The following is a 21,640-nucleotide window of genomic DNA, read 5'->3' as shown; positions in this document are numbered from 1 at the left end:
GCCGAACGCTCCTTCGGCCCGCTGAGCCTTCATGACCCCGCCGGCAACCCTGGTGGGCAGACCTCGCCAGGCGCCGTGGCCGCCCGAGCCATGGGGGGCCTGCCGTAGAGTTGGAAGAGCACCGGCACCACCAGCATGTTGAGGAAAGTGGAGGAGAGCAGCCCGCCCAGGATGACCACGCCCATGGGGGCCTGGATTTCATTGCCCGCCGCGTCTCCGGCGATGACGAGCGGCACCAGCGCGAGCCCCGCGCACAGCGCCGTCATGAGGATGGGCGCCAGACGCTCCATCGAGCCCTGCACCACCGCTTCGGGAAGGCTCTTGCTCTCCTCCGTCATCAGGTGCTCGAAGTGGCTCACCAGGAGGATGCCGTTGCGCGTGGCGATGCCGAACAGGGTGATGAAGCCCACCAGCGAGGCCACGCTCACCACCCCGGAAGTGAGCGCCACCGCCACCACTCCGCCGATGAGCGCCAGCGGCAGGTTGATGAGGGTGAGGAGCGCGTTGCGCACCGAGGCGAAGGCCACCACCAACAGCAGGAAGATGCCCACCACCACCCCCACGCTGAGCAGGGCGATGCGACGGGCCGCTTCCTCGGCGCTCTCGAACTGGCCGCCGTAAACGATGTAATACCCCTCGGGAAACGGTACCTCGCGGGAAACTCGGCCCTTCAGGTCGTCCACAACGGCGGACAGGTCCCGCCCCGCCACGTTGGCCTGCACCACCATCTTGCGCTGCACACCCTCGCGACTGATGGTGTTGGGGCCGGACTCGCGCGTGAGGGTCGCCAACATCTTCAGCGGAATGCGAGGCCCCGCGGGGGTGTCGATGAGCGTGGAGGCAATCGCATCCAGATCCGCCCGAGAGGCGTCGTCCAGGCGCACCACCAGGTCCACCGCCCGCTGGCCCTCCAGCACCGAGCTCACCGTCTGTCCGGCGAAGGCTCGCTCCACCGCCTCGGCCACTTCTCCCGTGGTGAGCCCATAGCGCGCCACGGCGTCCCGGTCGGTGCGGATCTCCAGTTCGGGGATGTCCACCTGCTGCTCGATGGAGACGTCCACCGCCCCCGGGGTGCCCTCGGCCACCTTCTTCACCCGCTCGGCCAGCTCGCGCAGCGTGTCCAGGTCATCCCCGAAGAGCTTCAGCGCGATGGCGGACCGGGAGCCCGAGAGCATGTGGTCGATGCGGTGGGAGAGCGGCTGGCCGATGGTGATGACGGCCCCCGGCACCTGGGCAAGCGACTGGCGCATCGCCACCAGCAGTTCCTCCTTGCCGCGGTGGCTCTTGGAGAAGTCCAGGCTCACGTCGAGCTCCGCCGCGTTGACGTCCTGGGCATGCTCGTCCAGTTCCGCGCGGCCCGTGCGCCGGGAGGTGGATGCCACCTCGGGGATGGCCAGCAGCGCCTGCTCCACCCGCCGGCCGAGCTTGTCCGACTCCTCCAGCGAAGTGCCCGGCAGGGTAACGACGTTGAGGGTGAGCGTCCCCTCGTTGAACTCGGGCAAGAAGGAGCGCCCGAGGAACGGGACGATGGCGAGCGTGGCCAGGAAGGCCAGGCCAGCCCCGGCGAGAATCCCCTTCGGCCGCGCCAACGCCCACGCGAGGAGCGGCTGGTAGCGAGCCTTCAGCCAGCGCAGCACCAGCCCTTCCTCGTGGCCCAACGAGCGGGCCCGGGGCAGCAGGTAGGCGCACAGGGCGGGGGTGACGGTTACCGCCACGACGAGCGACGCGGTGATGGCCACGATGTAGGCCAGTCCCAGCGGCGCCAGCATCCGTCCCTCCAGGCCCGACAGGAAGAAGAGTGGCACGAAGACGAGGACGATGATGAGGGTGGCGAAGACGATGGAACCGCGCACCTCCACCGAGGCCCGGTAGATGACGTCGAAGGCGGAGCGGCGCTGCCCCTCGGGCAGGTGCGCGTTCTCCCGCAGACGCCGGAAGACGTTCTCCACGTCGATGATGGCGTCGTCCACCAGCGCCCCGATGGCGATGGTCAGCCCTCCGATGGTCATGGTGTTGAGCGTGACGCCGAATGCCTTGAGCACCAGCACCGCCACCACCAGCGACAACGGAATGGCCATGAGCGAGATGAACGTCGCCCGCGGGTTCATCAAGAAGACGAGCAGGATGACGGCCACGAGGATGGCACCGTCGCGCAGCGCCACGGACACGTTGTGCACCGCCACCGAGATGAAGTCCGACTGCCGGAAGATGTCGCGGTGGATGACCATGCCCTGGGGAAGGGTGCGCTGGATGTCGTCCAGCACCGCGTCCAGGCGCCGGGTGAGCTCCAGCGTGTTGGCGTCCGGCTGCTTCATCACCGCGAGGATGACGGCGGGTTGCGCGTTGGCGCTCCCCTCCCCTCGCTTGGGCTTGGGGCCCACCCTCACGTCCGCCACCTGCCCCACGGTGATGGGCTGGCCCGCGCGCACGGTAACGACCGTGTTGGCGACGTCCTGCACGCTCCGCGCCCGCCCCACGGCCCGCAGCAGGTACTCCTGCCCTCCCTCCACGTAGAAGCCGCCAGAGGCATTCTGGTTCGTCGTCCGCAGCGCGTGCGCCACCTGCTCGAAGCTGACCTGGAGCGCCTGGAGCGCCTCGGGCCGCAGCAGCACCTGGTACTGCTTCACCGCTCCACCAATGGGCACGACCTGGGAGACGCCCGCCACCGACAGCAGACGCTTGCGCAGCACCCAGTCCGCCGCGCTCCGCGCCTCCATCATCTGAGCCTCGCGCCCCGCCGCGTCCCGCGCCAGCGCGTCCTTGCTCCAGGAGACAGACAGGAAGAGGATCTCCCCCATCACCGAGGAGATGGGCGCCAGGGTGGGCGGCGGCACGTCCGCCGGGAGCTGCGAGGCGACGAGTTGCAGCTTCTCGTTCACCACCTGCCGGGCGGTGTAGATGTCGGTGCCCCAGTCGAACTCCACCCAGACAATGGAGATGCCGACTCCAGACGCCGAGCGCACCCGACGCACGCCCGTGGCACCATTCACCGATGTCTCGATGGGGACGGTGACGAGCGTCTCCACTTCCTCGGGAGCGAGGCCATGCGCCTCGGTGAGGACCGTGACGGTGGGCGCGGTGAGATCCGGGAAGACGTCCACCGGCATCTTCCGGGCGGTCTCGATGCCCAGGACGAGCAGCAGCACGGAGGCCGCTACCACCAGCAGGCGGTTGTCGATGGACCAGCGGATGAGGCGATTCATCGTCGTGGGACTCCGGCTCAGTGCGGGTGGCCGTGCTCGGGGATGGCCCCCGTGGCGGTGGACAGCTTGATGTCGTAGGCGCCGCGGGAGACGACCCGCTCGCCCTCCTTCACACCCTCGAGCACCTGGACGTAGCCGCCGGAGCGGACGCCCAAGCGGACAGCGCGCTTGAAGAAGGACTCGCCCCCTTGCATGACATAGACAGTGGGCTTGCCGTTATCGTCCACGAGGGCCGACTCGGGAATGGCCACCCCGCGCACCGTCTGCCCGGTGTAGAGCGTGACCTTGGCGAACATGCCGGGCTTGAGGACACCGTCGGGGTTGGGCAGCTCGAAGATGACCGGCACCGTGCGGGTGCTCCGGTCCACCACCGAGCCCACCGCGACCCGGCGCCCCGTCTTCTCGTCCACGGTGAACTCGTGCTCGAAGCCCGCCACGGAGAAGGAAGCCCCGGACGAGCGCTCCACCTTGGGCGCGTCCGCCTCGAACACGCGGGCCTCCAGCCACAGCCGCTCGGGGTTGATCACCGAGACGAGGAGCCTGCCCGCCTCCACCACCGCCCCGGGGATGACCTCCGCGAAGGACACCACCCCGTCCACCGGGGAGCGCAGCTCGAAGGCCGCGCCACCAGGGCCCGCCATCGAGCCGCTCTGGGTGCCGCGGTAGAGCGCGAGCTGTCGCTCCGTGGCCGCCATCCGCGCCGCCGCCACCTCCCGCGCCACCCGGGCCGCATCGAGCTGCTTCTCGGGAATGGCCTTGCCCGCGAACATCTCCTCCGCGCGCTTCACCTCCCGCTCCGCCAGGCCCAGCTCCGCCCGCGCCCTCGCCGCCTCCATCTCCAGGGAGGCCAGGTCCGTGCCGCTCACCGAGCCGGTGGGCACCAGCCGCACGAGCACCTCGCCCTTGCGGACGCGCTGCCCCAGGTGCACCACCTTGTCCCCCACGGAGATACGCCCGGCCACTGGAGCGGACAGCTCCGCGGACTGCCCCGCCACGGGCTTCAGCTCTCCGTTGGCTCGCACCCCACCCTGGAGGACACGCGGCTCGGCCGGCGCCGTCGCGTATTGCGTCTTCCACTGCTGCTCCTTGAGGAAGCCCACGGTGGCCGCGCTCCCCTCCTCGGATGGCGCGGCGGCCACGGCCGCGGCGACGGTGGGGTGCACCACCACCTTGCCCACGTCCACTGTGCCCGACACCTGCTCGCCCTCGAGGCGCAGGGTGAGCGTGCCCTCTCCCGCCTTCGTGGGCCGCACCTCCGGTTTGAAGATGCCGTCGCGCGACAGCTTCTCGGCGACGAAGCGCTCCTCCGAGCCATCCGCGTAGCGCAGGGTGGCCGTCACTCGCCCCTTCGTCACCACGTGGAAGCCGTTGGGATCACGCGCATCCGTGAAGTGGGCCACCAGGGGCGAGGGCTGGCCCACCACGAACGCCGGGTACTCCATGAAGAGTTCCAGGCCGTCCTGGTAGACGGTGACGGACTCGTCCGGACGCTCCGGCTCGCTGACGGCAGCGCCATGCTCATGGCCTTGTCCGGCACCGTGTTCATGGTCACCTGGGGCGCGTTTGCAGGCACTCAGACACGCCAGGGAGAGGACGAGGAGGAGGGAACGGCTCATCGGGTGGCACTCCGGGACGTGGCGCCGTCATAGGCACCCGCGAGAAGAAGAAGGTCTGTCTCGGCCTCGGCCAGGGACACCGCCAGCTCGACCGCGGTCAGCCGAGCCTCGCGGGCGGCACGCTCGGCATCGACCAGGACGAGGAGCTCGGCTCCTCCACCCCGGTAGGCAGTCGCGGCGACCTGCCGCAGTTCCTGCGCACGCCCGAGCACCTCGGTCCGGTGCCGCGCCTGTCGCTCCCGTCGGCCAGACACCGCCTCGAGAACGACCGCGAGCCGGGTCCGTGCTTCGTGGAGAAGTGCCGCGCGACGTGCTTCGGCGAGCCCCCGACGCGCTTCCGCCCGGGCTGCCTCTCCTTGCCGACGGTCGAAGACAGGCAGCGGCAGCCCCACACCGACCACGTACCCCACCCCGGCCCCCGGCAGTCCCATGTCGAGGAGCTGCGCGCCCGCGCGGACGGAGGGCTCCGGAATCCAACCCCGGCCCGCCGCACGCTGGGCGGCCTCCGCGCCACGGGCTTCGAGCGCGAGGGCGCGCAGATCGCCACGCCGTTCCTCGAGCTCCGCCAACAGCGAGGCCCCGTCCGGCAGGAGCCGCTCCACCTGGAGCATACCCTCGAACGGGGGGAGCACCGTCACCCCGGGCCCGAGGAGCCGCAGCGCCTGGGCTTCTGCCTGTTGCTCGTCCAGTACGGCGCCGCGCAGCGCATCCCGCACCGTCGCCGCCTCCAGCTCGATGCGCAGCCTGTCGTAGCCGGCGGCCTCCCCCGCTCGCTCGCGGGTGGCAATGGCCTCGGCCACGCGCCGCAGCTCGGCGAAGGACTGCTCCAGAATGCGCCGGCGCTCCCGAGCCGCCAGCACCGCGGAGAAGGCTCGCGTCGCCTCATGCCGCAAACCAGCCCGGGCCCACTCATGCCGTGCCTCGGCGGCCTTCGCGTTCTGGTCCACGGCCTCGCGCTCCAACCCCAGCCGCCCGGAGAGCACCAGGGGGATGGAGGCCACCAGCACATCCTGGCTCTCCCCGTCCCGTGTTCCGGAGGTCGTCTTCTGGCGCTCCCACCCCAGCTCGGGGTTGGGCCACGAGCCGACGCCCACGGCTTCGGCGCGGCCGAGCGCGGCTTCGAGCTCGGCGACGCGGGCCTCCAGGCTCGCGGTGAGAACCCGCTCCACATATTGCGACTCGTTGAGCGCGGGCTGAGCCACGGCCGTGCCGGCCAGCAGCAGCAGGGAGATACTACCCAGGATAGTAGATGAAGTCGAACGCCGAGGGGACGAGCGCATGCACATGGCCTGGGGCTCTCAGAAGAGGAGATGGAGGGCCGTCTCCACCGCGTGGTGGAGGAAGGTGGTGTGAGCAAGTACGAACAGCCCGGCGGCGAGGGCCACGGCTCCGGCGACTCGAAGGGCATGCGCCGAGGAAGCTCGCGCCTCCTCATCGAGCAGGAGCCGGACACGGCGCTCCAGTGCGAGTGCCCCGAAGGCAGGCTCTACCCCTGTTACGTGGGAGAGCTTCCGCTGGAGAGCCGCGACCTTGACGAGCGCGCCCGCCACCAACCCGCCATCACCCACCGCCGCCGCCGCTTCGGCATCGCAGGCCTCCTCGGCGGCCGTCTGGTAGACGGTGGTGCAGGTCCGTGCGAGGAACGGCGCGGCGAAGAGCCCGGCCACCCCGAGCAGCAGCCCGAGCAACGGATCTCGACGACGCAGGTGGGCCTCCTCGTGCGCCAGTGCCGAACGCAACTCCGCTGGAGTCAGCGACTCCTCCAGACTGGCCGAGAGCAGGATGCGCCTGCGCACGAGTCCCACCGCATGGCAGAGCCGCGGAGCCCCGGGAACAGCGACGATGGAGAAGAGCCCCGGGCGCGAGGTGCCGAGCGACTCGAGGGCGGACAGCCGCGCCCGCATCCGCATCAACCGGAGGACGACTGCCCCGGCACGGAAGAGGAACACGGCGAGCGCGAAGGCGCCCACCGCCGCCAGGAGGGGCCTCACGTGCGTCGAATGGACGAAGCACAGGTGTACGTGGTGCCCATGACTCAGACAGTGGTCAGCCGCCAGACCGAGCGCCGCGGCGAGCGGGGGAGCAATCGCGGCAGCCACCACCCCCATCGAGACCAAGGCGGGGAGCATTCCGAGCACGAAGGCAAGATCCGCCCGGAGCGCCGGAACGCGCTGCAACACCCGGCCTCGGAGGACCAGGAGCGCGGGCCACACCAGCAACGAGACAGCCAGGCCGATGAGGGCCGCCGTCGCCGCACACTCCAGGAGGAAGGCCAGGGCCGCCATCACCTGCGCCCCTTGCGCCGCTGGGCGATGAGCCGAGCCAACTGGTCGAGCAGCCCCTCATCGACCTCGGCCGTTGCATCGACGAAGGCCGAGAGCGCGACCTCGCCGTGCGCCTGAAGGATTCCCGCCGCCAGGCCGTCCGCGAGCGCCTTCTCGAACTCGGCCTTGCCGAGCGCGGGCGTGTACCGCCAGGCCAGGCCGTCCTTCTCGCGGACGAGCAGCCCCTTGCGGTGAAGCCGGTCCATGGTCGTCATGATGGTGGTGTAGGCCCGCTCCTCGGCCCCCGTCATCCGGTCGCACACCTCGCGAGCGGTCACCGGAGCACGAGCCCAGACGACACCCATCACGGCCGCTTCCAAGTGGCCCAGCGGTTCCCACGTGCGCTTCTTCACGATGCCTTCATCTAACCTTGGCCTGCTACTACCGTCAATAGTAACGGGACCACGGTCAGAGCCGTGATCAACACTGGCTCCGCCTCAGGAGGTACCACCATGTCTCGTCTTGGTTTCGCCATCGCAGCGTTCGTCGCGTGCGCGCCCGTGAGCGCGTCTCCCCTTCCGCACATCGAAGCGGAACAGCTCGCGTCTGTCAGCGCACCGTTCGCGGTGACGCGCGAGCACGTCACGGACGACATCTATCACTATCAATTCGACCTCCGCGTCGGTTCCACGCCGAACGCACGCGTGCGCATCCACCGCGTCGTCCGCGAGCTCTCGCCGTGGCAACCGCGTCCGACTCCGCACGCGGTGATGCTGCTGCACGGAGACTTCGCCAACTTCGTCACGAACTTCGTGCCGTCACTCGGCGCTCCCGCGTCGTCGGCCCCGGGGCTCGCCCCGTACCTGGTGTCTCGCGGCATCGACACCTGGGGCGTCGATCGACGCTGGACGCTGCCCACCGCCGACGGTGATATCTCCGATCTGGGCGGAATGGGCGTCGACCAGGCGCTCGAGGACACCGCTGTCGCGCTCGCCTTCGCGCGGGCGACGCGGACCCTCACCGACCGAGATCCAGGTCGAATCGTCCTCGGCGGGTTCTCACATGGCGCCCAGCTCACCTACGCGTACGCCGCCGCCGATGGCCGCCACGTCTCGGCGATCGCCGCGCTCGACATCTACTACGACATCTCGCCCGAGGACGCCGACCTGCGGGACTTCGCGTGCGCCAATGCCGCGGCGGAGCGCGACGCCCTGGCCCAGGGAGTGACCGACTCCAGCAACAGCTTGTTCATCACAGCGGGCCTGTTGGCTCGGAGCTCGCCCGATGAGCGCTCGCCCGTGTTTCCGTCCTACACGAATCGCGGCGTCCTGCTCACGCTGGCGGGTCTGACCTACTGGCTCGCGCCGTACACGCCGGTGTACCACTTGAGCGCGCCGCTCCTCGACGCCCATGGCGATGTCACGGGGTTGCGCGAGTCGTCCGAAAACAGGGTGAGCGCGTGGTTCGCCAGCGCGCCGCCCCACCAGTCCATGCGCGAGGCCGCGGATTTCGATGACATCTGGTGCGGCACTTCGCCGAGGCCCGCGCTCGCCAACATCCGCGTCCCGCTCTTCTATCTCGGCGCCGCTGGCGGGTTTGGCGACCGCGGTCTGTACTCGACGACGAGGGTCTCGTCGACCGACGTCACCACGCTCGTCGTCCATCGGTTCGGGCCGGAGCGAGTCGCCGAGGACTTCGGCCATGGCGATCTCTTGTACGCGGAGGATGCTCCGGTACTCGCCTGGGAACCGTTCGCGAAGTGGTTGCTGCACCACTAGCCAGCATTCCTACCGCCCCAACTGCCTGTCCCAGGCAGCCAACTGCATGGTCACCGTGTATTTATAGGCGCCGGATACATCCCCGAAGTCCTTCGGGGAAAGCGAGGCGAGGCGCTCGCGCAGAAAGCCCGGGTCAATGAGAACCTCGCGGTGCTTGAATCCAGTGTCCTCCGCTACCAAGACAGGAATCACCCGGAGCATGGCCTCCATGCAATCCTCTCGGGTAGCGCAAGACATTCGATCCACGGTCAGCGCCAGGTGCTCGCGAACCGAGGCGGGACCCCCGGGGCACCACGCATCCAGTGTTTTGCCATAGATATCCTCCACCAGCTCCTCCAGCGTGTACTTGCGATCGAACCAGAACGCGTAGCGAGGGCCCTGGAGTACAGTCCAGAAGCGCAGTAGCGCGGCGAGCCGCCTCGCCATGCGATCCGCGCTGCGCAGAGGAGGAGGAGACACGGCATGGTAGAGAGCCCCCCACGGGGTGCTCAGGCAGAAGGTCTCGAAGGCATCCTCCATTCGCTGGCATTCCTCTTCCGGGACGCCGCCATTCAAGCCGATAAAGACGTCAGCGAACAGGTGCACCCGCCAGTACGAGCGGGGAATGAAGTCAAACTCAGCCCCCGAGTGTACGATCAGCAGTTCACCAGGCGGCACCTGGAGCATCTGCCGGGGCTGGGTAAAGCCGCCCGTCTTGAGGTACTCCCGGGCCCACCCCTGGCCCTTGGCTCTCACCTTGCGGAGGATGGTCCCGATAGGGCCGTGGAGCATCGCTGGAAACTCGAGCACCGGGGACTGAGGCACAGTCATGGCGTTGGCCCTACCACACGTGGCCTATGGCGCTTCTTCCCCGGCGGAGGAGCGGGAGTCCTCGTTGGATGGGGGGGGCGGACCCGCTGGGCTGTCGTCGGCCAGCAGGGACGGAGGTTCGGTGGCCAGGAAGTCCGCGAGCTCCGTCAGCGCCTGATCCTCGAGCGCGGAGTGATTCTCCACGTAGCACCGGGCGCGCATCTCGAGGAAATGCTTGTTCCAGGGGGGATAGGGCTCATAGGACGCGAGCGCATCGACACAGAACTCCGAGAAACCCAGCGAGTGGGCCAACGCTACCCGGATCTGTCGGCGTCTAGATTCTCCTCGATGATTGGAGAAGGGCTCGGTCATCACGGCCCACAGCCGCCGACCCAACGCCGCGTCCTTTCCCGAGATGGCGTCGATCATGCGCAGGGTCCTCTCGAGCAGCAGGGTGTTGCTCCAGGGCGTCTGGCGCAGCTGGGTGAAGGCCCGCTCGAGCGCTTGCGTCGCCTCGGGGAGACGGCCCTGGGTCCAGTTCAGTTGGGCGCGCAGCAGCTCGGCGTCGATGGGACGCGTGCCGTCCAACCGTGACAAGAGCGGCAGCGCGGCGTCGTCCCCATGCATGCTCAGCAAATCCGCCACGATCCTGAGCTCCAACGGACCCCGGGGCTGCCCTCCCCCCTCGCGCCAGAGCCGCAGTGCCTCCGGGTATTGGCCGCGCCCATAGGCCTCGGCGAAGGCCCGGGTCTTCTTCAGCGCGTCCGGATTCAGGTCACCCCGTTTCGCCAGGGGCCACTCCACGCCCGAGAAGGCCCGCACCTCCTCGACGCGCTGCCAGTCCGCCGAGCCTCGGGCCATCTCGGGCCGATCCGCCCCCACCCGGATTCCGGCGTTGCGCAGCAGGGAGGTCGAGAAACCCGTCCGCGAGCGGCCCACGCTCCGGGCGAAGGCGAACTCCACGTACGACAGATCATCCGTGTTGATGAGTTCCTCCTGGCCCTCGGTCAGTTCGCGGGTCAGCGCGGGGCCCGCGATGAAGCGCGAGAGCACGCCCTCCAGCTCATCGGTGCTCCAGACGGAAGGCAGCGCCCGGCGGTAGGGCTCCTGGGACAGCCGCGCGCGCATCCGCTCCAGGTCGTGGCGGAAGGGCTCCTCCGTGGCCAGGAGGATGAGATCTCCCCCCATCGTCTGCCAGGTCTCCACGGCGCCGAACTCCGTGGAGAGCGTGGCATAGACGCTGGTCACCGTGCGTGCGTCCACCTCGTAGCCCTGCACCCACTGCAGGAAGATTCCCCCGGGGGCCAGCCGTCGCCGAACCGCCTGGTAGAACTCGCGGGAGAAGAGGCTGGAGATGCCGGCCCGGTAGGGATTGGAGGGCTCGGAGAAGATGATGTCGTAGGACTGCTTGGACGCGAGCAGGACCTCGCGGGCGTCGTCGAAGAAGATGTGGACCTTGGGATTGTCGAGCACGTGCTCGTTGACGTCGGCGCACTGGCGCGCGACCTCGACGATCGCGGGTTCTATCTCCAACACGTCCACCCGCTCCATCTCCGGCACCGCGCCCAGCCAGCCCGCGGTGCTGCCGGTGCCCAGGCCGATGACCATCGAGCTGCGGGGATGGGGGTGGGCCAGCGCGCCGATGAGGCCACCCATCACCTGGGTGCCGGAGTCGCCAATGCTGTTGCCATCCGACTTGCCGTTGACGATGAACGACAAGCCATCCGAGCCCTGGAGCCCCACGCTGCTCTCCACGCCATCCACCTCCCACAACATCCACAGCCGCTGCTTCATGCGCCACTCATGCAGGGCATTGGTGGTGGTGGCTTCCAGCTGGGCACGTCCGGCGCCGATTCCGCTGTGGCGCCAGGCCGCGGTGGGCCCCTCGGTGGTGAGCAGCAGGACGGTGAACACGGCCACGAGCAGGGAGGGCAGGAGCCGGACGGCGGAAGTGCGCTCCTGGCGCAGGGACAGCCCCACGGCCACCAGGCCCAGGGCCACGAGCACACCCCCCACCAGCCGCCAGACGCCGGGCGCGGACAGCAGGGGCAACAAGCCGAAGCCGCCCGCCAGCGAGCCCACGATGGAGCCCACGGTGTTCCAGGCATAGGCCTGCCCCACCTGTCGGCCGACCTCGTCGCCGCCGCGGCCCAGCAGCGCCAACAACAGGGGGAACTGCACGCCGGACACGAAGGCGGCGGGAAAAACCACCAGCGCGGCGACGACCGCCCAACCAAGCACGAGCCCACCGAAGCCGAAGGCGGACAGGGGCTGCACCATCGCCGCGAGCACCGCCAGCCGATCCCCCAGGGCGAGCGGCACGGCGAGCAGCAGGGCCTCCACGAGGCACGTGAGGGCGAAGCCGCGCGGGGTGGCCGGGCGATCCTGGCCCCAGGCCGCGTAGGCCGCGCCGCCCAGTCCGATTCCCGCGAGCGCCACCACCAGGATGAGGCCGAACGTGAAGGTGGAGCCGCCCAGGAGCGGACCCAGCATCCGGTACCACACCATCTCCATGAGGAAGAAGGCGAAGCCCACCAGGGCGGCGGCCGCGAGCACGAAGCGGCGCGGCGGGAGGAGGCTGGCGCCGGTGTCCACCGCCGAGGGGGCGGACGCGGGGGCGGCTTCACCCTGTTCGGGCAGTCCTCGCGCCACCGAGCGGGCCACGAGGGCGACCACGATGTTGAGCAGACTCGCCAACCACAGGGTGGTGCGGGTGCCGAATACCTCGAAGAGCAGGAAGGTGGAGGCGGTGGCCCCCGCCACGGCGCCCAGGGTGTTGAGGCCGTAGAGCACCGCGAGCGCCCGGCGCCGGACATCGTCGGGCGTTTCCGCCGCGCGCGCCGCCGCGGGCAGCGTGCCCCCCATGAGGAGCGTGGGCACCGCGAGCACCAACGCCGACAGCACCAGCCGAACCACCGAGCCCAGGCCCATGCCCAGGACCACCGTGCCGCCCATGGACACGTAGACGGAGCGCACCAGCCACACCAGGAGCGGCGTCAAGGCCGCGCTCAGGGCGATGAGCAGCTCCAGGTCGGCGTAGAAGGCCAGCGGACGCTTGTTCCGGTCCACCCTCGCCCCGAGCAGCGCTCCGCCCAGACCCATACCGCCCATGAAGATGGCCAGGACCGCGGCGGATGCCGCCGTGGAGGCACCGAAGATGAGGCGCAGCTCGCGCTGCCATGCCGTCTGGTACACCAGCGCGCAAAACCCCGAACCGAACAACAACGGGGCGATCCTCCAAACGCGTGCGTTCATTGCCCTCCATTGAACCAGCCACGCCCGTTCAGCGCCACGTCCTTCGGTGGAGCGCCTTCCTCAGTTCGAACCAGTGGCGAGGTACTGATCCACCTGGGATTCCAGCTCGTGGGCGACAGAGGGAGCCACCCGGGAGAGGATCCGCCATTCCAGCTCCAGGTCCCGGACGAGCACCGGCTCGGCATAGGAGAGAGGATCGCCCTTGGTCATCCGCTGCGTGCCCGTCGTTTCATTCTTCGAGGAGACTGGATGGGGCGCGGTCCGGCCGATGGTGGTGTAGGAGATACGGTACGCCTTCAGCGCGAAGCGACCGTCGTCCAGCCGCGTCCCGATGACGAGGTGCCGCTCCCGAACCCCTCCGATGTCGAGGCTCTCGTCGAACTTCGTCCGCCAGGAGGTCCGGACATACAGGGGATCTCGACTCTCCAGGATGAGGTACCCCTGCTCCCTGAGGAGCTCGCGGGCCACCTCCAGCACCTGCTCGGAGGGGAGCCGGTAGGCGACGTAGGCGGCGCTGCGCTCGATCAAGTGCTGGCGCTCGGTCGCACAGCCCGTCACACCCAAGAGCAACAGACAGACAAGTGCCACCGGAAGCAGGGCTCGGGTTCGAGCTTCCTCGGAAAACCAACCTGGGGCGTGCATCCATTTCTCCTGCTGTGGATGAAGCGGGATACTACTGGAACGCACAGGCCAGCTCCGCATATCGATACGAGGTCCGAGGGCGGCGAGGCGCCCGCGATGTCCAGTTCCCGCGAGCCGTGCCGAGCCTCAAGGGGTGAGAGCGGAGTGTGTCTGGCCGTCGCTCCTGGCACGGACGTAAAGTACGTGGCCCAACTGGTGGAGGCACCGCGCTCATGCTGACGCTGCCCTCGTCGGTGAGGATTCTGCTGGCGAGCCAGCCGGTGGACATGCGCAAGTCCATTGATGGGCTCATGGCGCTGGTGCGCAACGAGTGAGGCGAGGATATCTACAGCGGGCACCTGTTTGTCTTCGTAGGGCGACGCGGGGACAAGGCGAAGATTCTCACCTGGGACCGAGGAGGCTTCGTGCTGTACTACAAGCGCCTGAAGACAGGCTGCTTCCGTCTGCCGCCGGTGGAGGGGACCGCGGTACAAGAGCTCCAGCCCGTGGGCGAGGGCAAACGCAGCGTCGTGTATGAGTACATACCGGCCCGGCTCGAGCGCCAGGTGCATGCACAGCAGACACTGGCGTGCCAGTGCGACGAGGGGCTGATGACAGTGCCCGGGCCGGTGCGGCTGGGAGACAAGAGTCAGACCTGGCGGCGCGGGAGGTGGCGCCGCTGGCCGACAGACTCCTGGAAGAGATTGCCGCGCAGTACGTGATGCAAGCGGATGCTGCACTGCTCGCGACCTTCGCCGAGCACGGCACTCGTCCGTCTTCAAGCCGCTGCCATCACGTCGAACTCCGGACGGGTACGTCTCCCACAGGAGGCGACGAGCGGAAGGCTCCCAGTCACACTTCGATGAACTTGGCACCGGTGAGGCCTTCTTCCTCCATGGCCAGCTTGACGCGCTCGGAGACGATCAGCACCACCGTCCAGCCCCAAGGACGGAAGATATTAGCGCCGCCTACCTTCGTCGGGTCTATCCTCAGACCGGCGACGTTCCGGTATTCGCCCACCCTTTCTGGCTCTCCATGCCTAGGCTCCCAAAATGTAACCTCCTCGCATCGAGCCTCATCAATACACCTGATGATGTGGAGTGTGTTGAGGATGAAATACCGCTCAGACTGGTTCTCCACTCGCGCCGGGATGAACTGCACGTCGTTCTGGATGCCTAGCCGATCGCACAGGGAAACAAAGCGATGGCTTACAACGGCAGTGGCCTCTGTTTCTGTATAATCGAGTGCCTGTCCGGGGTAACGCACAGAGAAGAAGGGCATCCAGTCCAAGCTCAAAACCTTTCCCTCCTGTATCCGCCCGGGAATAATCCTCCTTCCCTCAGCATCCCATGGGCCTTGGACATACCAGCGCCCCGAAATGTGTACATCGCCCGTTAGACGGAAATATCCATCCTGATTGTTCATGGATTTTTTGTAACGAGTTTATTGATTCTTGATCCAGACCTGCAGATGTCGCCCGCGATTTCATCAAGCGCATTGGTAAGCTTGCGCCTGCATTCGTCTGGCCCTGCGCACAGCTTGATTGCGTCATTCAGACGATCATAAACCTCTTGATGGTACTGCTCGGGGTGAGGCCCCTTATGGCCAATAACAAAGAGCGTGATCGTTCACCGACTCAGGCCGCGAAAACAAACTGAGAGACGGGCTCGACGGGCAGGCGCGAAGGACCCTTCAAGCCGTGACGGTGTGCCGAGGATGGTGTCAAAGGACTCGTTCTCCCTGGCAAGGCGTCAAAGGACTCGTTCCGACATCTCGCCGCGTACAAATCGTCTGACACCTTTCCCGGGGACACCTTTCCCGGGACACCTTTCCCGGAGCCTGGCCCGAGCTGCGGCTGCTGCACCCGGTCCCCAGTCATGAGCCCGGCGCGCTCGTTCGTGGCTGTCGGGGCGCGCTGTCATACTCCGTGCAGACCCGCCAGGACCTGCTGGGTCCTAACTCTCATGGAGGACCTGTTCATGCGTCTCCGAGCGTGCATCGCACTTCTGCTCTATGTCTCCGCGTGTGCTACGTCAGCGCCAAGCCCGGAAGAGCCCGTGGACTGGAACCCGAGGTATGCCAACCTCCAGCGAGCGGCGGCGCTTCCATGGACGGATGGAGGACGGTGCGTGGTCCAGGAGGCGTCCCAGCCCTGGCCCGTATTGGCGGAGAGGTGCTATCAGGCTCTCGACCATGACCGGGTGGAGTTTCACGACCTCACGGGAAGATGCTCGGTGGCCTCTGCTGGGGCTGCGGCGATGGGGCTCGGACTGTGTGTCCTGGCCGCCCCGGAGATTCTCGTGGGGGCGGTGGTGGTGACGGGCGTGGTGGTGGTGGGCTTCGCCATCAAAGAGGGGCTGGAGGCGTATGAGCTGAGAAGGGGCCGTCCCCAGGTCAGGCCCGCGCCTGAAACGCGCCCGGCGCCCGAGACACGCCCGGTGCCTGTAACGAAGCCCGCCCCGGCGAAGCCCTCGCAGGAGCAAAAGCCCAAGCCGGAGCCAAAAGGGCCGGACGTCCCTCCGTTGTGGCCCACCGACACCTCGGAGCGGGAGCGCCGTCGCAGGTGCGAGCCCGTCCCGGTGCCATACCACCGTGGCGGCAATAAATTGCACGACAAATGCGCCGACAGAATTCCGCTCAACAGTTTCCCCGGCGGGGATGTGTTCGTGAATGGGAAGAACTTCGACGCGCTGCAACTGGCCACGCGCACGCTGTGGGAGGTCAAGACCGACAACTTCGACACGTACCCGCCCGAACTCCACGAGTTCGTGCTTGAGGAACAATTGCCGAAGTTACAGCATGAGCGCGCCCTTGCACTGGCCTGCGGATTTGCCTTCAAGGTCGGCGTGCGCAGCGCCGCACACAAAGCCGCGTTGCTCGACCGAGATGGAACCCTCGATATCGTTGTCATGGATTGGTGCTGAAATGGCAAACCTACATAGTACCGTCATCCTCATCTTTTACGCGCCTGCTCTCGCGGTTGGTGACAGCCGCCCTTTGGCCATCGTCCGTGCAATGGAGCGAGCCCTTCCTGGCTTGAGCCTGGAGTGGACGGTTTCCGGTGAGGGGAAGTTGATCCAGCTACCGCAGCGTGAGGCATGGCTCGCCAAAGGGAGACCAACCGGGAGGGGATTTCCGCTCATTTGCAATGGCGACAAGAGCTACCGGGTAACGCTTTCTGGATGGGAAAGACCTGCGGGGATCTCCCCAGCAGGGCAGGCACAGTTTGAGGTTCATGCAAAACTGCCGCTGCATGTAGCGGGGAGCGAAGCGGCAGTGGATGCGCTTGAAAGCATAGGGGAAACCACACGCGCGTTCTGGGGGCGTGCGACGCCGGAGGGCGTGGCCGCGAAGATGGCGCAGCAGGTGCGCCATTCCGTACGTGATCCACATGTTCCGCCCTTGGGGCTGCCGGCTATCAAGCTCACAGAGGAGATCCGCTCACCTGAGATTCCGCATCACCTGGGGTGGCTGAACTACTGGTCCGCCGCTGCTGCGCAAGCCATCGGCTTTCCGGACCCCACCCGTGACGCGGAGCTGCTCTCGCGCTCACGGCGCACGGCATCCGGAGGGTGGGTCGTGCAGCTCACCGATGCGCCTCTCGATCTGGACAACCCCGCCCACCTGGACGCGCTCAAACGAGCCTACGAGCGCTTCCCCGAGATCGGCGGGCGCGCTACCCCTTGAGGCTCGGCGCGGTCCGCGCTGGCCGCACTCAGGGCCCCTTCGCTTTCCCCTCCGGGAAGGTGACGTTCCCAAGGGTGAAGGTGCGCGGCCCCTGTACTTCCCATAGCTTGAGGGTGCAGGGGCAGCCTAGCTGCGCGCGCTCCCCCTCGATGCCCACCACGACAACACCGGCCCCATTCGCGGGAATGGGTGCCAGTGGCCAACGGGCAAGCTCCACCTCTTCCCCCGTCGAGTCCACCAGCGCCGCCCCCGCCAGTGTCCAGGGCTCCGCGCCGGGGTTCGTGAGAAGCAGCCGCACAGCCACGCTTGCCGGATGGGGCTCGCCCGTGGGCGTGTAGCTGTAGCTCCGTAATAGCTCGCCGAGCCCCGTCTGGACGAGGCGAGGAGAGCCAGCCGGGCCACGAAACAAAGCGCGGCGGCGTCAGTCGAGGCTGGAGGGGAGCGTGAAGGTGCCGGGGTTGTCGATGGCGGCGAGCGCGGCGCGCAGCAGGTAGCGCCCCGGGTCCTCACCGCCCAGGCGGGCCGTCTCAATCAGCGAGTAGAAGAGGGCCGCCACCTCGGTGCCGCGCAGCGACTTGGAGCCGTAGTGATTCTTGCGGCCCAGCACCAGGTCGCGCAGCTGGCGCTCCACCAGGTTGTTGTCCAAGGGCACCCAGGGGTTGGAGAGGAAGACGGTGAGCCCGCTCCACAGCGCCAGCATGTACTCGAGGGCCTTGCGCAGGCCGCTGCCTGGCAGCGCGCGCTGAGCCAGTGCCCACTCGCGGATGGCCGCCACCAGCGGGACGGACTGCTCCCGCCGCACCAGCAGACGGTACGCGAGCGCCGCGGTCTGTTGTGCTCCCTCCAGCGCATGTGGGTCAGGCAGGCCGGCCTCAATGGCATACAACTGGCCAATGAGAGACAGCACCTGGGCGCACGCGGGGGCCACCTGCTCGGCCTCCACGAATTTGCGCCGCACGTGGGCCCAACAAAACACCAGGCTACAGGAGGCCGGCCCGTCGGCCCCCGGTTTCGTCGCCGTCTGGTAGGCGGCGTAGCCGTCCACCATGGCGACGCCCTGGTAGTTGCCCAGCACCTGCCGGGCCGTGGCCCCGGAGCGGCTGGGGAGAATGCGGTGGTGCACCGCACGGGGACTGGCCACCGTCCATGCGTACCACTTCTTCCCCGGGCCCTTGTCCAGCAGGTGCCAGTGCGTCTCATCCGCGTGGATGAGGGGGGAAGCGAAGACGACGGCGAGCAGTGCCTCGTAGCTGGGCTGGAGGTGGCGGGCCAGGGCGGACAACTGGTCCCAGAGTGTCTGGGTATCCACTACCAGGCCCTCGCGCCGGTACATGCGCTCCTGGCGCGCCAGCGGCAGGTGGAAGGCATACTTCTGCAGCGCCACGTGCACGGCGAAATCCACCGCGTAGCGGCCGCCCGGAATGAGGCGCGGCGCGGTGGGTGCGGTGACGGGTGCGCACCCCTCCGGGCAGCGGTACTTCTGTCGGCGGTAGCGCTTGAGGACGAAGTGGCGCTCCACCACGCTCACCTCCTCGCTGTCCTCCGTCTGCCCCCGCCACTCCGCGAGGGCTCCGCCGCACAGGCCGCATACCTTGTCCGCCTCGTCCAACGGCAGCAGCACCTCTTGCACGGGCAGCTCCGGCTGGGCTCGCGGCCCATGTCCCCGCTGCTGGCACTCGCGCGCGGCGGGCTCCTCCTGCTGCGCGCTCGGGCGCTTCTCGCTGGAGGCTCCGAAGAGGCGCTGCTGCATGCGCGCCAGTTGCTCCTGGAGCTGGGTGAGCTCCAGTTGCAGCCGCGCCTGGGCGTCCTCCCCCTTGAGCCGCGCATTCTCTTGCACCAGCGCCTCCAGCCGCTGGTGCAGCCGCGCGTTCTCCGCCTCGAGCAGCGCCGCCATCTGCTTCGCCGTCTCCAGGTCCTTCACCTGCCCGAGGGGAACCATACTTCTGCGGTAGTGCTACACGGCCGCCTCCACCGCAAGTTCTTTCTCCTCGAAGGCTGGCGGCGACAGCTTCCACCTGCCCGCCAGCTCGCACCCCTCCAGAAACAAGGACAGCTCGGCCACCGTCAGCTCCACGCTCACCGCTCCGGCCTGGGCCCACGGCCGCGCGAAGCGTCCCTTGAAGAGACGCTTGGTGAGCAGCACCAGCCCCGTGCCGTCGAAGTAGAGCACCTTGGCCCGCTGGCGACACCGCCCCACGAAGAGGAAGACGTCGCCCTTGAGCAGCTGTCCTCCCAGCTGCTGCTCCACCAGCGCGCTCAATCCATCAAACCCCTTGCGCATGTCCACCGGCACCGCACTGGCGTACACCCGCACCGCCCGCGTGAGTGTCAGCACGCCACCCTCCGCAGCACCTCCACCGCCTCCTCCACCCCCAGCCCTTCCACCCTCCAGCCTTGGGGCGACACCACCGCCAAGGTAGTGCCCTCTCGCGGCCTCGCGGGCACCTTCGCCTCGTGCACCACCACTGGCACCAGCCCCGCGCGCCTCGGCTCACTCCCTCTCGCCTTGCTCCCAGGCGTCTGCCCCCGCCTCCACGCCTGCAGCGTCGGCTCCGACACCCCCAGCCTCTCCACCACCGACTTGAGCGTCTCTCCCTTCTCCAGCGCCTGCGCCAGGTAGCGCACCGCGAACGCTCTCATCGGCGCGGGGAAGGGGCCCGAGCCCTTGGCTCGTCCCGCTCTCAGTCTCTGCACCTCTTGCCGGAACTGCTCCAACTCCTTCTCCACGTGCACCTCCAGGTTTCTTCCCTGGACGTCTCACGCTCCCGCCTCTCTCGTCACGACGGGCTCCGGCGAGCTGTTACGTAGCTCCGAGCGTTATCGAGCCACAGCGCGTTGGCTGGTTGGTTTCCCGGTGTGACAAGGTTCTTGGGCACCACAACCCCGGCCCCCTCCAGCCATGCGGCTCCCATGAGCCCGCCCGGCCCCTCTCGCTCGGCCAGAAGCCGCGCCTTGTCCTCCTGGCACTGGCGTGTTTCGGCCTATGCTTCGTCACGCTCTTTCTTGAGCACGTCGGGAGGGCGCGGCTGCCGGAACACCTCCACCCGGCGTGTCCCTCTTGACGCATGACCCACAAGCCAAAAGCTCGCGCTTGCCGGTGCCGCGCCATCCGCGAAGCGCACCGTCACCTTGACCCGCTCTCCCGGCAGATAATCCCCCTTGGGACTGACGTGGAGGCGCAGTCCCTCTTGCCCGAGTGCCCAATCTGCGAGGCGGCCCCCTGGCTGAAAATCCACCGCCCCCACAGCGACGCGGGAGTCAAAGACGAAGGTCGTTGTCTCGTCCGCACTCGCGCACACGTCCAGCGCTCCTTCCGGGGAGCCTGCGGCCAGGTCAAAACGCGCTGTCGCAGCGCAGCGGGGGACGGGAGGAGGCTCTGCGGCTTGCGCAGCACCAGCGAGCAGGACGGCCCGAGAGGGTGTCAAAGAACTTGAGCAGCACGAGTTGGAGCGACACGCGGCGGGAAGGAGAAGGGAGGGAAGAGCGCCGAGAAGTCCCCTTGACTCCACCGGGCCGCCGCCTCTCGAAATGCCACAACGAAGGCCCGGTACTGCTCGCGCAACTCCTTCAACGCCTGCCGCGTGGAGGCATGCCCCAACGGCCTCGGGCTCCTCTTGAGGTGCTCGGGCCGGGTATGCGGGTGCTGCGCCCTCACGGCTCTCGCTCCCAACACGAGCGTGCCCCGCGATTGAGCCTCGGCTTCCACTTGCTCCACGAGCCCCCGCACCGCTCGCTGCCTCTCGTCCTCCTTCAGTCCTTCCCAGCACGGCAGTGGCGCTATTTCCAACTCCACCGGCTCGGCCCATTCCTGTGCGAAGCGCCCCTCTCCCGCCATGTCCTCGCTTCCGCGTTTGCTCCAGCGCTTCGTCCAGTTGAACCACCGGAACAGGCGCCGTGCTGACCCCAGCAGTTGCGGCAAGCATGTGAGACCCGGCCACTCGGCGCTCCTGTCCACCAGCCCCTCTTTCACCCCATGGGCCAGCACGTAGCGCAGCCGGCCCACCAGCGCGGTGTCGTCCAGCACCGGTTCCGCGGAGCAGCGCCGCTCCCAGAAGCTTCCACTCCAATCCACCAACTTCCCCACCTTCTTGGAAAGGTTGGCGCGCAGGTATTGCATGAAGCCGGCGAGCGCGGCCCCTCGTGCCCACACCAACAAGTGGAAGTGATTGGAGGCGAAGGTGAAGGCGTACAGCCGGATGGTGCCGGCACTCCGCTGGACGGCGCGGGCCAGCACGCCTCCCACCACCTCGTTCACCTCCGCGCTGGGGCGCAGCAACAGTCGTCCCTGGAAGCACCTGGAGGTGACGAAGTAGTAACCCTCCTCTTGGAACATCCTCAGCGGCCAACCCATCCCCCTCCCCCTGCTTGCGTTCCGATAGGCCAGATGCACCGTGCGCGCCAACTCGCAAGTCCGCGGAAGCATTTGA

Annotated in this window: 20 protein-coding genes; 5 read left to right on the top strand and 15 right to left on the bottom strand. The window is 68.0% G+C overall.

Translation table 11 applies throughout. The annotated features are described in order from the left end of the window. Window positions 1–29: 29 nt before the first annotated feature. Genes MEBOL_RS32960 through MEBOL_RS32940 form a run of 5 tightly spaced genes read right to left on the bottom strand, consistent with a single transcriptional unit; the run spans window position 30 to window position 7,496 of the window. Window positions 30–3,203 carry an efflux RND transporter permease subunit gene (locus MEBOL_RS32960; RefSeq protein WP_095981152.1) on the bottom strand — a complete coding sequence of 1,058 codons (3,174 nt, stop codon included), beginning with the start codon at window positions 3,201–3,203 and terminating at the stop codon, window positions 30–32. Between the two features lie 17 nt (window positions 3,204–3,220). Next, window positions 3,221–4,819 carry an efflux RND transporter periplasmic adaptor subunit gene (locus tag MEBOL_RS32955; protein ID WP_095981151.1) on the bottom strand — a complete coding sequence of 533 codons (1,599 nt, stop codon included), beginning with the start codon at window positions 4,817–4,819 and terminating at the stop codon, window positions 3,221–3,223. Further along, complete coding sequence (locus MEBOL_RS32950) at window positions 4,816–6,099, bottom strand: TolC family protein (RefSeq protein ID WP_170115643.1); 1,284 nt, start codon at window positions 6,097–6,099, stop codon at window positions 4,816–4,818. Before MEBOL_RS32950 ends, MEBOL_RS32955 begins: the two co-directional genes overlap by 4 nt. Window positions 6,100–6,117: 18 nt before the next feature. Then, a complete protein-coding gene (locus tag MEBOL_RS32945) occupies window positions 6,118–7,104 on the bottom strand; it encodes a M56 family metallopeptidase (protein ID WP_095981149.1) in 987 nt (328 codons plus the stop codon). After that, a complete protein-coding gene (locus MEBOL_RS32940) occupies window positions 7,104–7,496 on the bottom strand; it encodes a BlaI/MecI/CopY family transcriptional regulator (RefSeq protein WP_095981148.1) in 393 nt (130 codons plus the stop codon). Before MEBOL_RS32940 ends, MEBOL_RS32945 begins: the two co-directional genes overlap by 1 nt. Window positions 7,497–7,595: 99 nt before the next feature. Here MEBOL_RS32940 and MEBOL_RS32935 point away from each other — a divergent pair, with 99 nt between their 5' ends. Beyond that, the gene (locus tag MEBOL_RS32935; RefSeq protein ID WP_095981147.1) at window positions 7,596–8,861 is read left to right on the top strand and encodes an alpha/beta fold hydrolase; all 1,266 of its coding nucleotides are present in this window, start codon (window positions 7,596–7,598) and stop codon (window positions 8,859–8,861) included. A 9-nt stretch (window positions 8,862–8,870) separates the two neighbouring features. Here MEBOL_RS32935 and MEBOL_RS32930 read toward each other — a convergent pair whose 3' ends face one another. Genes MEBOL_RS32930 through MEBOL_RS32920 form a run of 3 tightly spaced genes read right to left on the bottom strand, consistent with a single transcriptional unit; the run spans window position 8,871 to window position 13,547 of the window. Beyond that, the gene (locus MEBOL_RS32930; protein WP_095981146.1) at window positions 8,871–9,671 is read right to left on the bottom strand and encodes a hypothetical protein; all 801 of its coding nucleotides are present in this window, start codon (window positions 9,669–9,671) and stop codon (window positions 8,871–8,873) included. 24 nt (window positions 9,672–9,695) lie between these two features. Next, window positions 9,696–12,905 (bottom strand): fused MFS/spermidine synthase, encoded by a 3,210-nt coding sequence (locus MEBOL_RS32925; RefSeq protein WP_245919039.1) that lies wholly within the window; start codon window positions 12,903–12,905, stop codon window positions 9,696–9,698. 60 nt (window positions 12,906–12,965) lie between these two features. Further along, complete coding sequence (locus MEBOL_RS32920; protein WP_157823809.1) at window positions 12,966–13,547, bottom strand: hypothetical protein; 582 nt, start codon at window positions 13,545–13,547, stop codon at window positions 12,966–12,968. A gap of 212 nt (window positions 13,548–13,759) precedes the next feature. Between MEBOL_RS32920 and tnpB (MEBOL_RS41550) the strand changes: the two genes are divergently transcribed. Together tnpB (MEBOL_RS41550) and tnpB (MEBOL_RS32915) are read left to right on the top strand one after the other, a co-directional pair. After that, complete coding sequence (gene tnpB, locus MEBOL_RS41550; protein ID WP_157823808.1) at window positions 13,760–13,861, top strand: IS66 family insertion sequence element accessory protein TnpB; 102 nt, start codon at window positions 13,760–13,762, stop codon at window positions 13,859–13,861. A gap of 9 nt (window positions 13,862–13,870) precedes the next feature. Then, window positions 13,871–14,248 (top strand): IS66 family insertion sequence element accessory protein TnpB, encoded by a 378-nt coding sequence (gene tnpB, locus MEBOL_RS32915; protein ID WP_095981144.1) that lies wholly within the window; start codon window positions 13,871–13,873, stop codon window positions 14,246–14,248. Window positions 14,249–14,378: 130 nt separating this feature from the next. Here tnpB (MEBOL_RS32915) and MEBOL_RS32910 read toward each other — a convergent pair whose 3' ends face one another. Then, window positions 14,379–14,951: a DUF2190 family protein gene (locus MEBOL_RS32910; protein ID WP_245919038.1), complete on the bottom strand. Its 573-nt coding sequence runs from the start codon at window positions 14,949–14,951 to the stop codon at window positions 14,379–14,381. Continuing rightward, window positions 14,948–15,136: an AHH domain-containing protein gene (locus MEBOL_RS44195; protein ID WP_425437657.1), complete on the bottom strand. Its 189-nt coding sequence runs from the start codon at window positions 15,134–15,136 to the stop codon at window positions 14,948–14,950. The genes MEBOL_RS32910 and MEBOL_RS44195 overlap by 4 nt, the downstream gene beginning before the upstream one ends. 648 nt (window positions 15,137–15,784) lie before the next feature. Here MEBOL_RS44195 and MEBOL_RS32900 point away from each other — a divergent pair. Both MEBOL_RS32900 and MEBOL_RS32895 read left to right on the top strand, forming a co-directional pair. Continuing rightward, the gene (locus MEBOL_RS32900) at window positions 15,785–16,450 is read left to right on the top strand and encodes a DUF6310 domain-containing protein (RefSeq protein ID WP_342747695.1); all 666 of its coding nucleotides are present in this window, start codon (window positions 15,785–15,787) and stop codon (window positions 16,448–16,450) included. Window position 16,451: 1 nt separating this feature from the next. Then, window positions 16,452–17,213, top strand: coding sequence for a DUF5953 family protein (locus MEBOL_RS32895; protein ID WP_095981143.1), 762 nt, complete (start codon window positions 16,452–16,454; stop codon window positions 17,211–17,213). Window positions 17,214–17,634: 421 nt separating this feature from the next. Here the strand turns inward: MEBOL_RS32895 and tnpC are convergent, their stop codons facing one another. The 5 genes from tnpC to MEBOL_RS32865 all read right to left on the bottom strand — a co-directional run bounded on the left by tnpC (window position 17,635) and on the right by MEBOL_RS32865 (window position 21,564). Next, window positions 17,635–19,152 carry an IS66 family transposase gene (tnpC, locus tag MEBOL_RS32885; protein WP_095976451.1) on the bottom strand — a complete coding sequence of 506 codons (1,518 nt, stop codon included), beginning with the start codon at window positions 19,150–19,152 and terminating at the stop codon, window positions 17,635–17,637. Between the two features lie 15 nt (window positions 19,153–19,167). Then, on the bottom strand, window positions 19,168–19,548 hold the full coding sequence (gene tnpB, locus MEBOL_RS32880) for an IS66 family insertion sequence element accessory protein TnpB (protein ID WP_095976450.1): 381 nt from the start codon (window positions 19,546–19,548) through the stop codon (window positions 19,168–19,170). Next, the gene (locus MEBOL_RS32875) at window positions 19,542–19,940 is read right to left on the bottom strand and encodes a transposase (protein ID WP_095981141.1); all 399 of its coding nucleotides are present in this window, start codon (window positions 19,938–19,940) and stop codon (window positions 19,542–19,544) included. The genes tnpB (MEBOL_RS32880) and MEBOL_RS32875 overlap by 7 nt, the downstream gene beginning before the upstream one ends. 254 nt (window positions 19,941–20,194) lie before the next feature. Continuing rightward, the gene (locus MEBOL_RS44190) at window positions 20,195–20,722 is read right to left on the bottom strand and encodes a DUF2381 family protein (RefSeq protein WP_425437573.1); all 528 of its coding nucleotides are present in this window, start codon (window positions 20,720–20,722) and stop codon (window positions 20,195–20,197) included. Continuing rightward, a complete protein-coding gene (locus MEBOL_RS32865; RefSeq protein ID WP_095983143.1) occupies window positions 20,635–21,564 on the bottom strand; it encodes a hypothetical protein in 930 nt (309 codons plus the stop codon). Before MEBOL_RS32865 ends, MEBOL_RS44190 begins: the two co-directional genes overlap by 88 nt. Between the last annotated feature and the right edge of the window lie 76 nt (window positions 21,565–21,640).

Origin of the sequence: Melittangium boletus DSM 14713, from assembly GCF_002305855.1 — a bacterium.
GTDB classification, from domain to species: Bacteria; Myxococcota; Myxococcia; order Myxococcales; family Myxococcaceae; genus Cystobacter; species Cystobacter boletus.
Note: the sequence above shows the minus strand (reverse complement) of the source record. Positions and strands in the feature narration are given on the sequence as shown.

What these genes read in the sequence shown, in the direction of transcription:
- MEBOL_RS32925 (WP_245919039.1), bottom strand. Translation starts at nt 12,905, where the DNA reads ATGAACGCACGCGTTTGGAGGATCGCCCCGTTGTTGTTCGGTTCGGGG.
- MEBOL_RS32910 (WP_245919038.1), bottom strand. Translation starts at nt 14,951, where the DNA reads ATGAACAATCAGGATGGATATTTCCGTCTAACGGGCGATGTACACATT.
- MEBOL_RS32930 (WP_095981146.1), bottom strand. Translation starts at nt 9,671, where the DNA reads ATGACTGTGCCTCAGTCCCCGGTGCTCGAGTTTCCAGCGATGCTCCAC.
- MEBOL_RS32950 (WP_170115643.1), bottom strand. Translation starts at nt 6,099, where the DNA reads ATGCGCTCGTCCCCTCGGCGTTCGACTTCATCTACTATCCTGGGTAGT.
- MEBOL_RS32865 (WP_095983143.1), bottom strand. Translation starts at nt 21,564, where the DNA reads ATGGGTTGGCCGCTGAGGATGTTCCAAGAGGAGGGTTACTACTTCGTC.
- MEBOL_RS32920 (WP_157823809.1), bottom strand. Translation starts at nt 13,547, where the DNA reads ATGCACGCCCCAGGTTGGTTTTCCGAGGAAGCTCGAACCCGAGCCCTG.
- MEBOL_RS32960 (WP_095981152.1), bottom strand. Translation starts at nt 3,203, where the DNA reads ATGAATCGCCTCATCCGCTGGTCCATCGACAACCGCCTGCTGGTGGTA.
- MEBOL_RS32955 (WP_095981151.1), bottom strand. Translation starts at nt 4,819, where the DNA reads ATGAGCCGTTCCCTCCTCCTCGTCCTCTCCCTGGCGTGTCTGAGTGCC.
- MEBOL_RS32895 (WP_095981143.1), top strand. Translation starts at nt 16,452, where the DNA reads ATGGCAAACCTACATAGTACCGTCATCCTCATCTTTTACGCGCCTGCT.
- MEBOL_RS32935 (WP_095981147.1), top strand. Translation starts at nt 7,596, where the DNA reads ATGTCTCGTCTTGGTTTCGCCATCGCAGCGTTCGTCGCGTGCGCGCCC.
- MEBOL_RS32900 (WP_342747695.1), top strand. Translation starts at nt 15,785, where the DNA reads ATGGGGCTCGGACTGTGTGTCCTGGCCGCCCCGGAGATTCTCGTGGGG.
- tnpB (WP_157823808.1), top strand. Translation starts at nt 13,760, where the DNA reads ATGCTGACGCTGCCCTCGTCGGTGAGGATTCTGCTGGCGAGCCAGCCG.
- tnpC (WP_095976451.1), bottom strand. Translation starts at nt 19,152, where the DNA reads ATGGTTCCCCTCGGGCAGGTGAAGGACCTGGAGACGGCGAAGCAGATG.
- MEBOL_RS32945 (WP_095981149.1), bottom strand. Translation starts at nt 7,104, where the DNA reads ATGGCGGCCCTGGCCTTCCTCCTGGAGTGTGCGGCGACGGCGGCCCTC.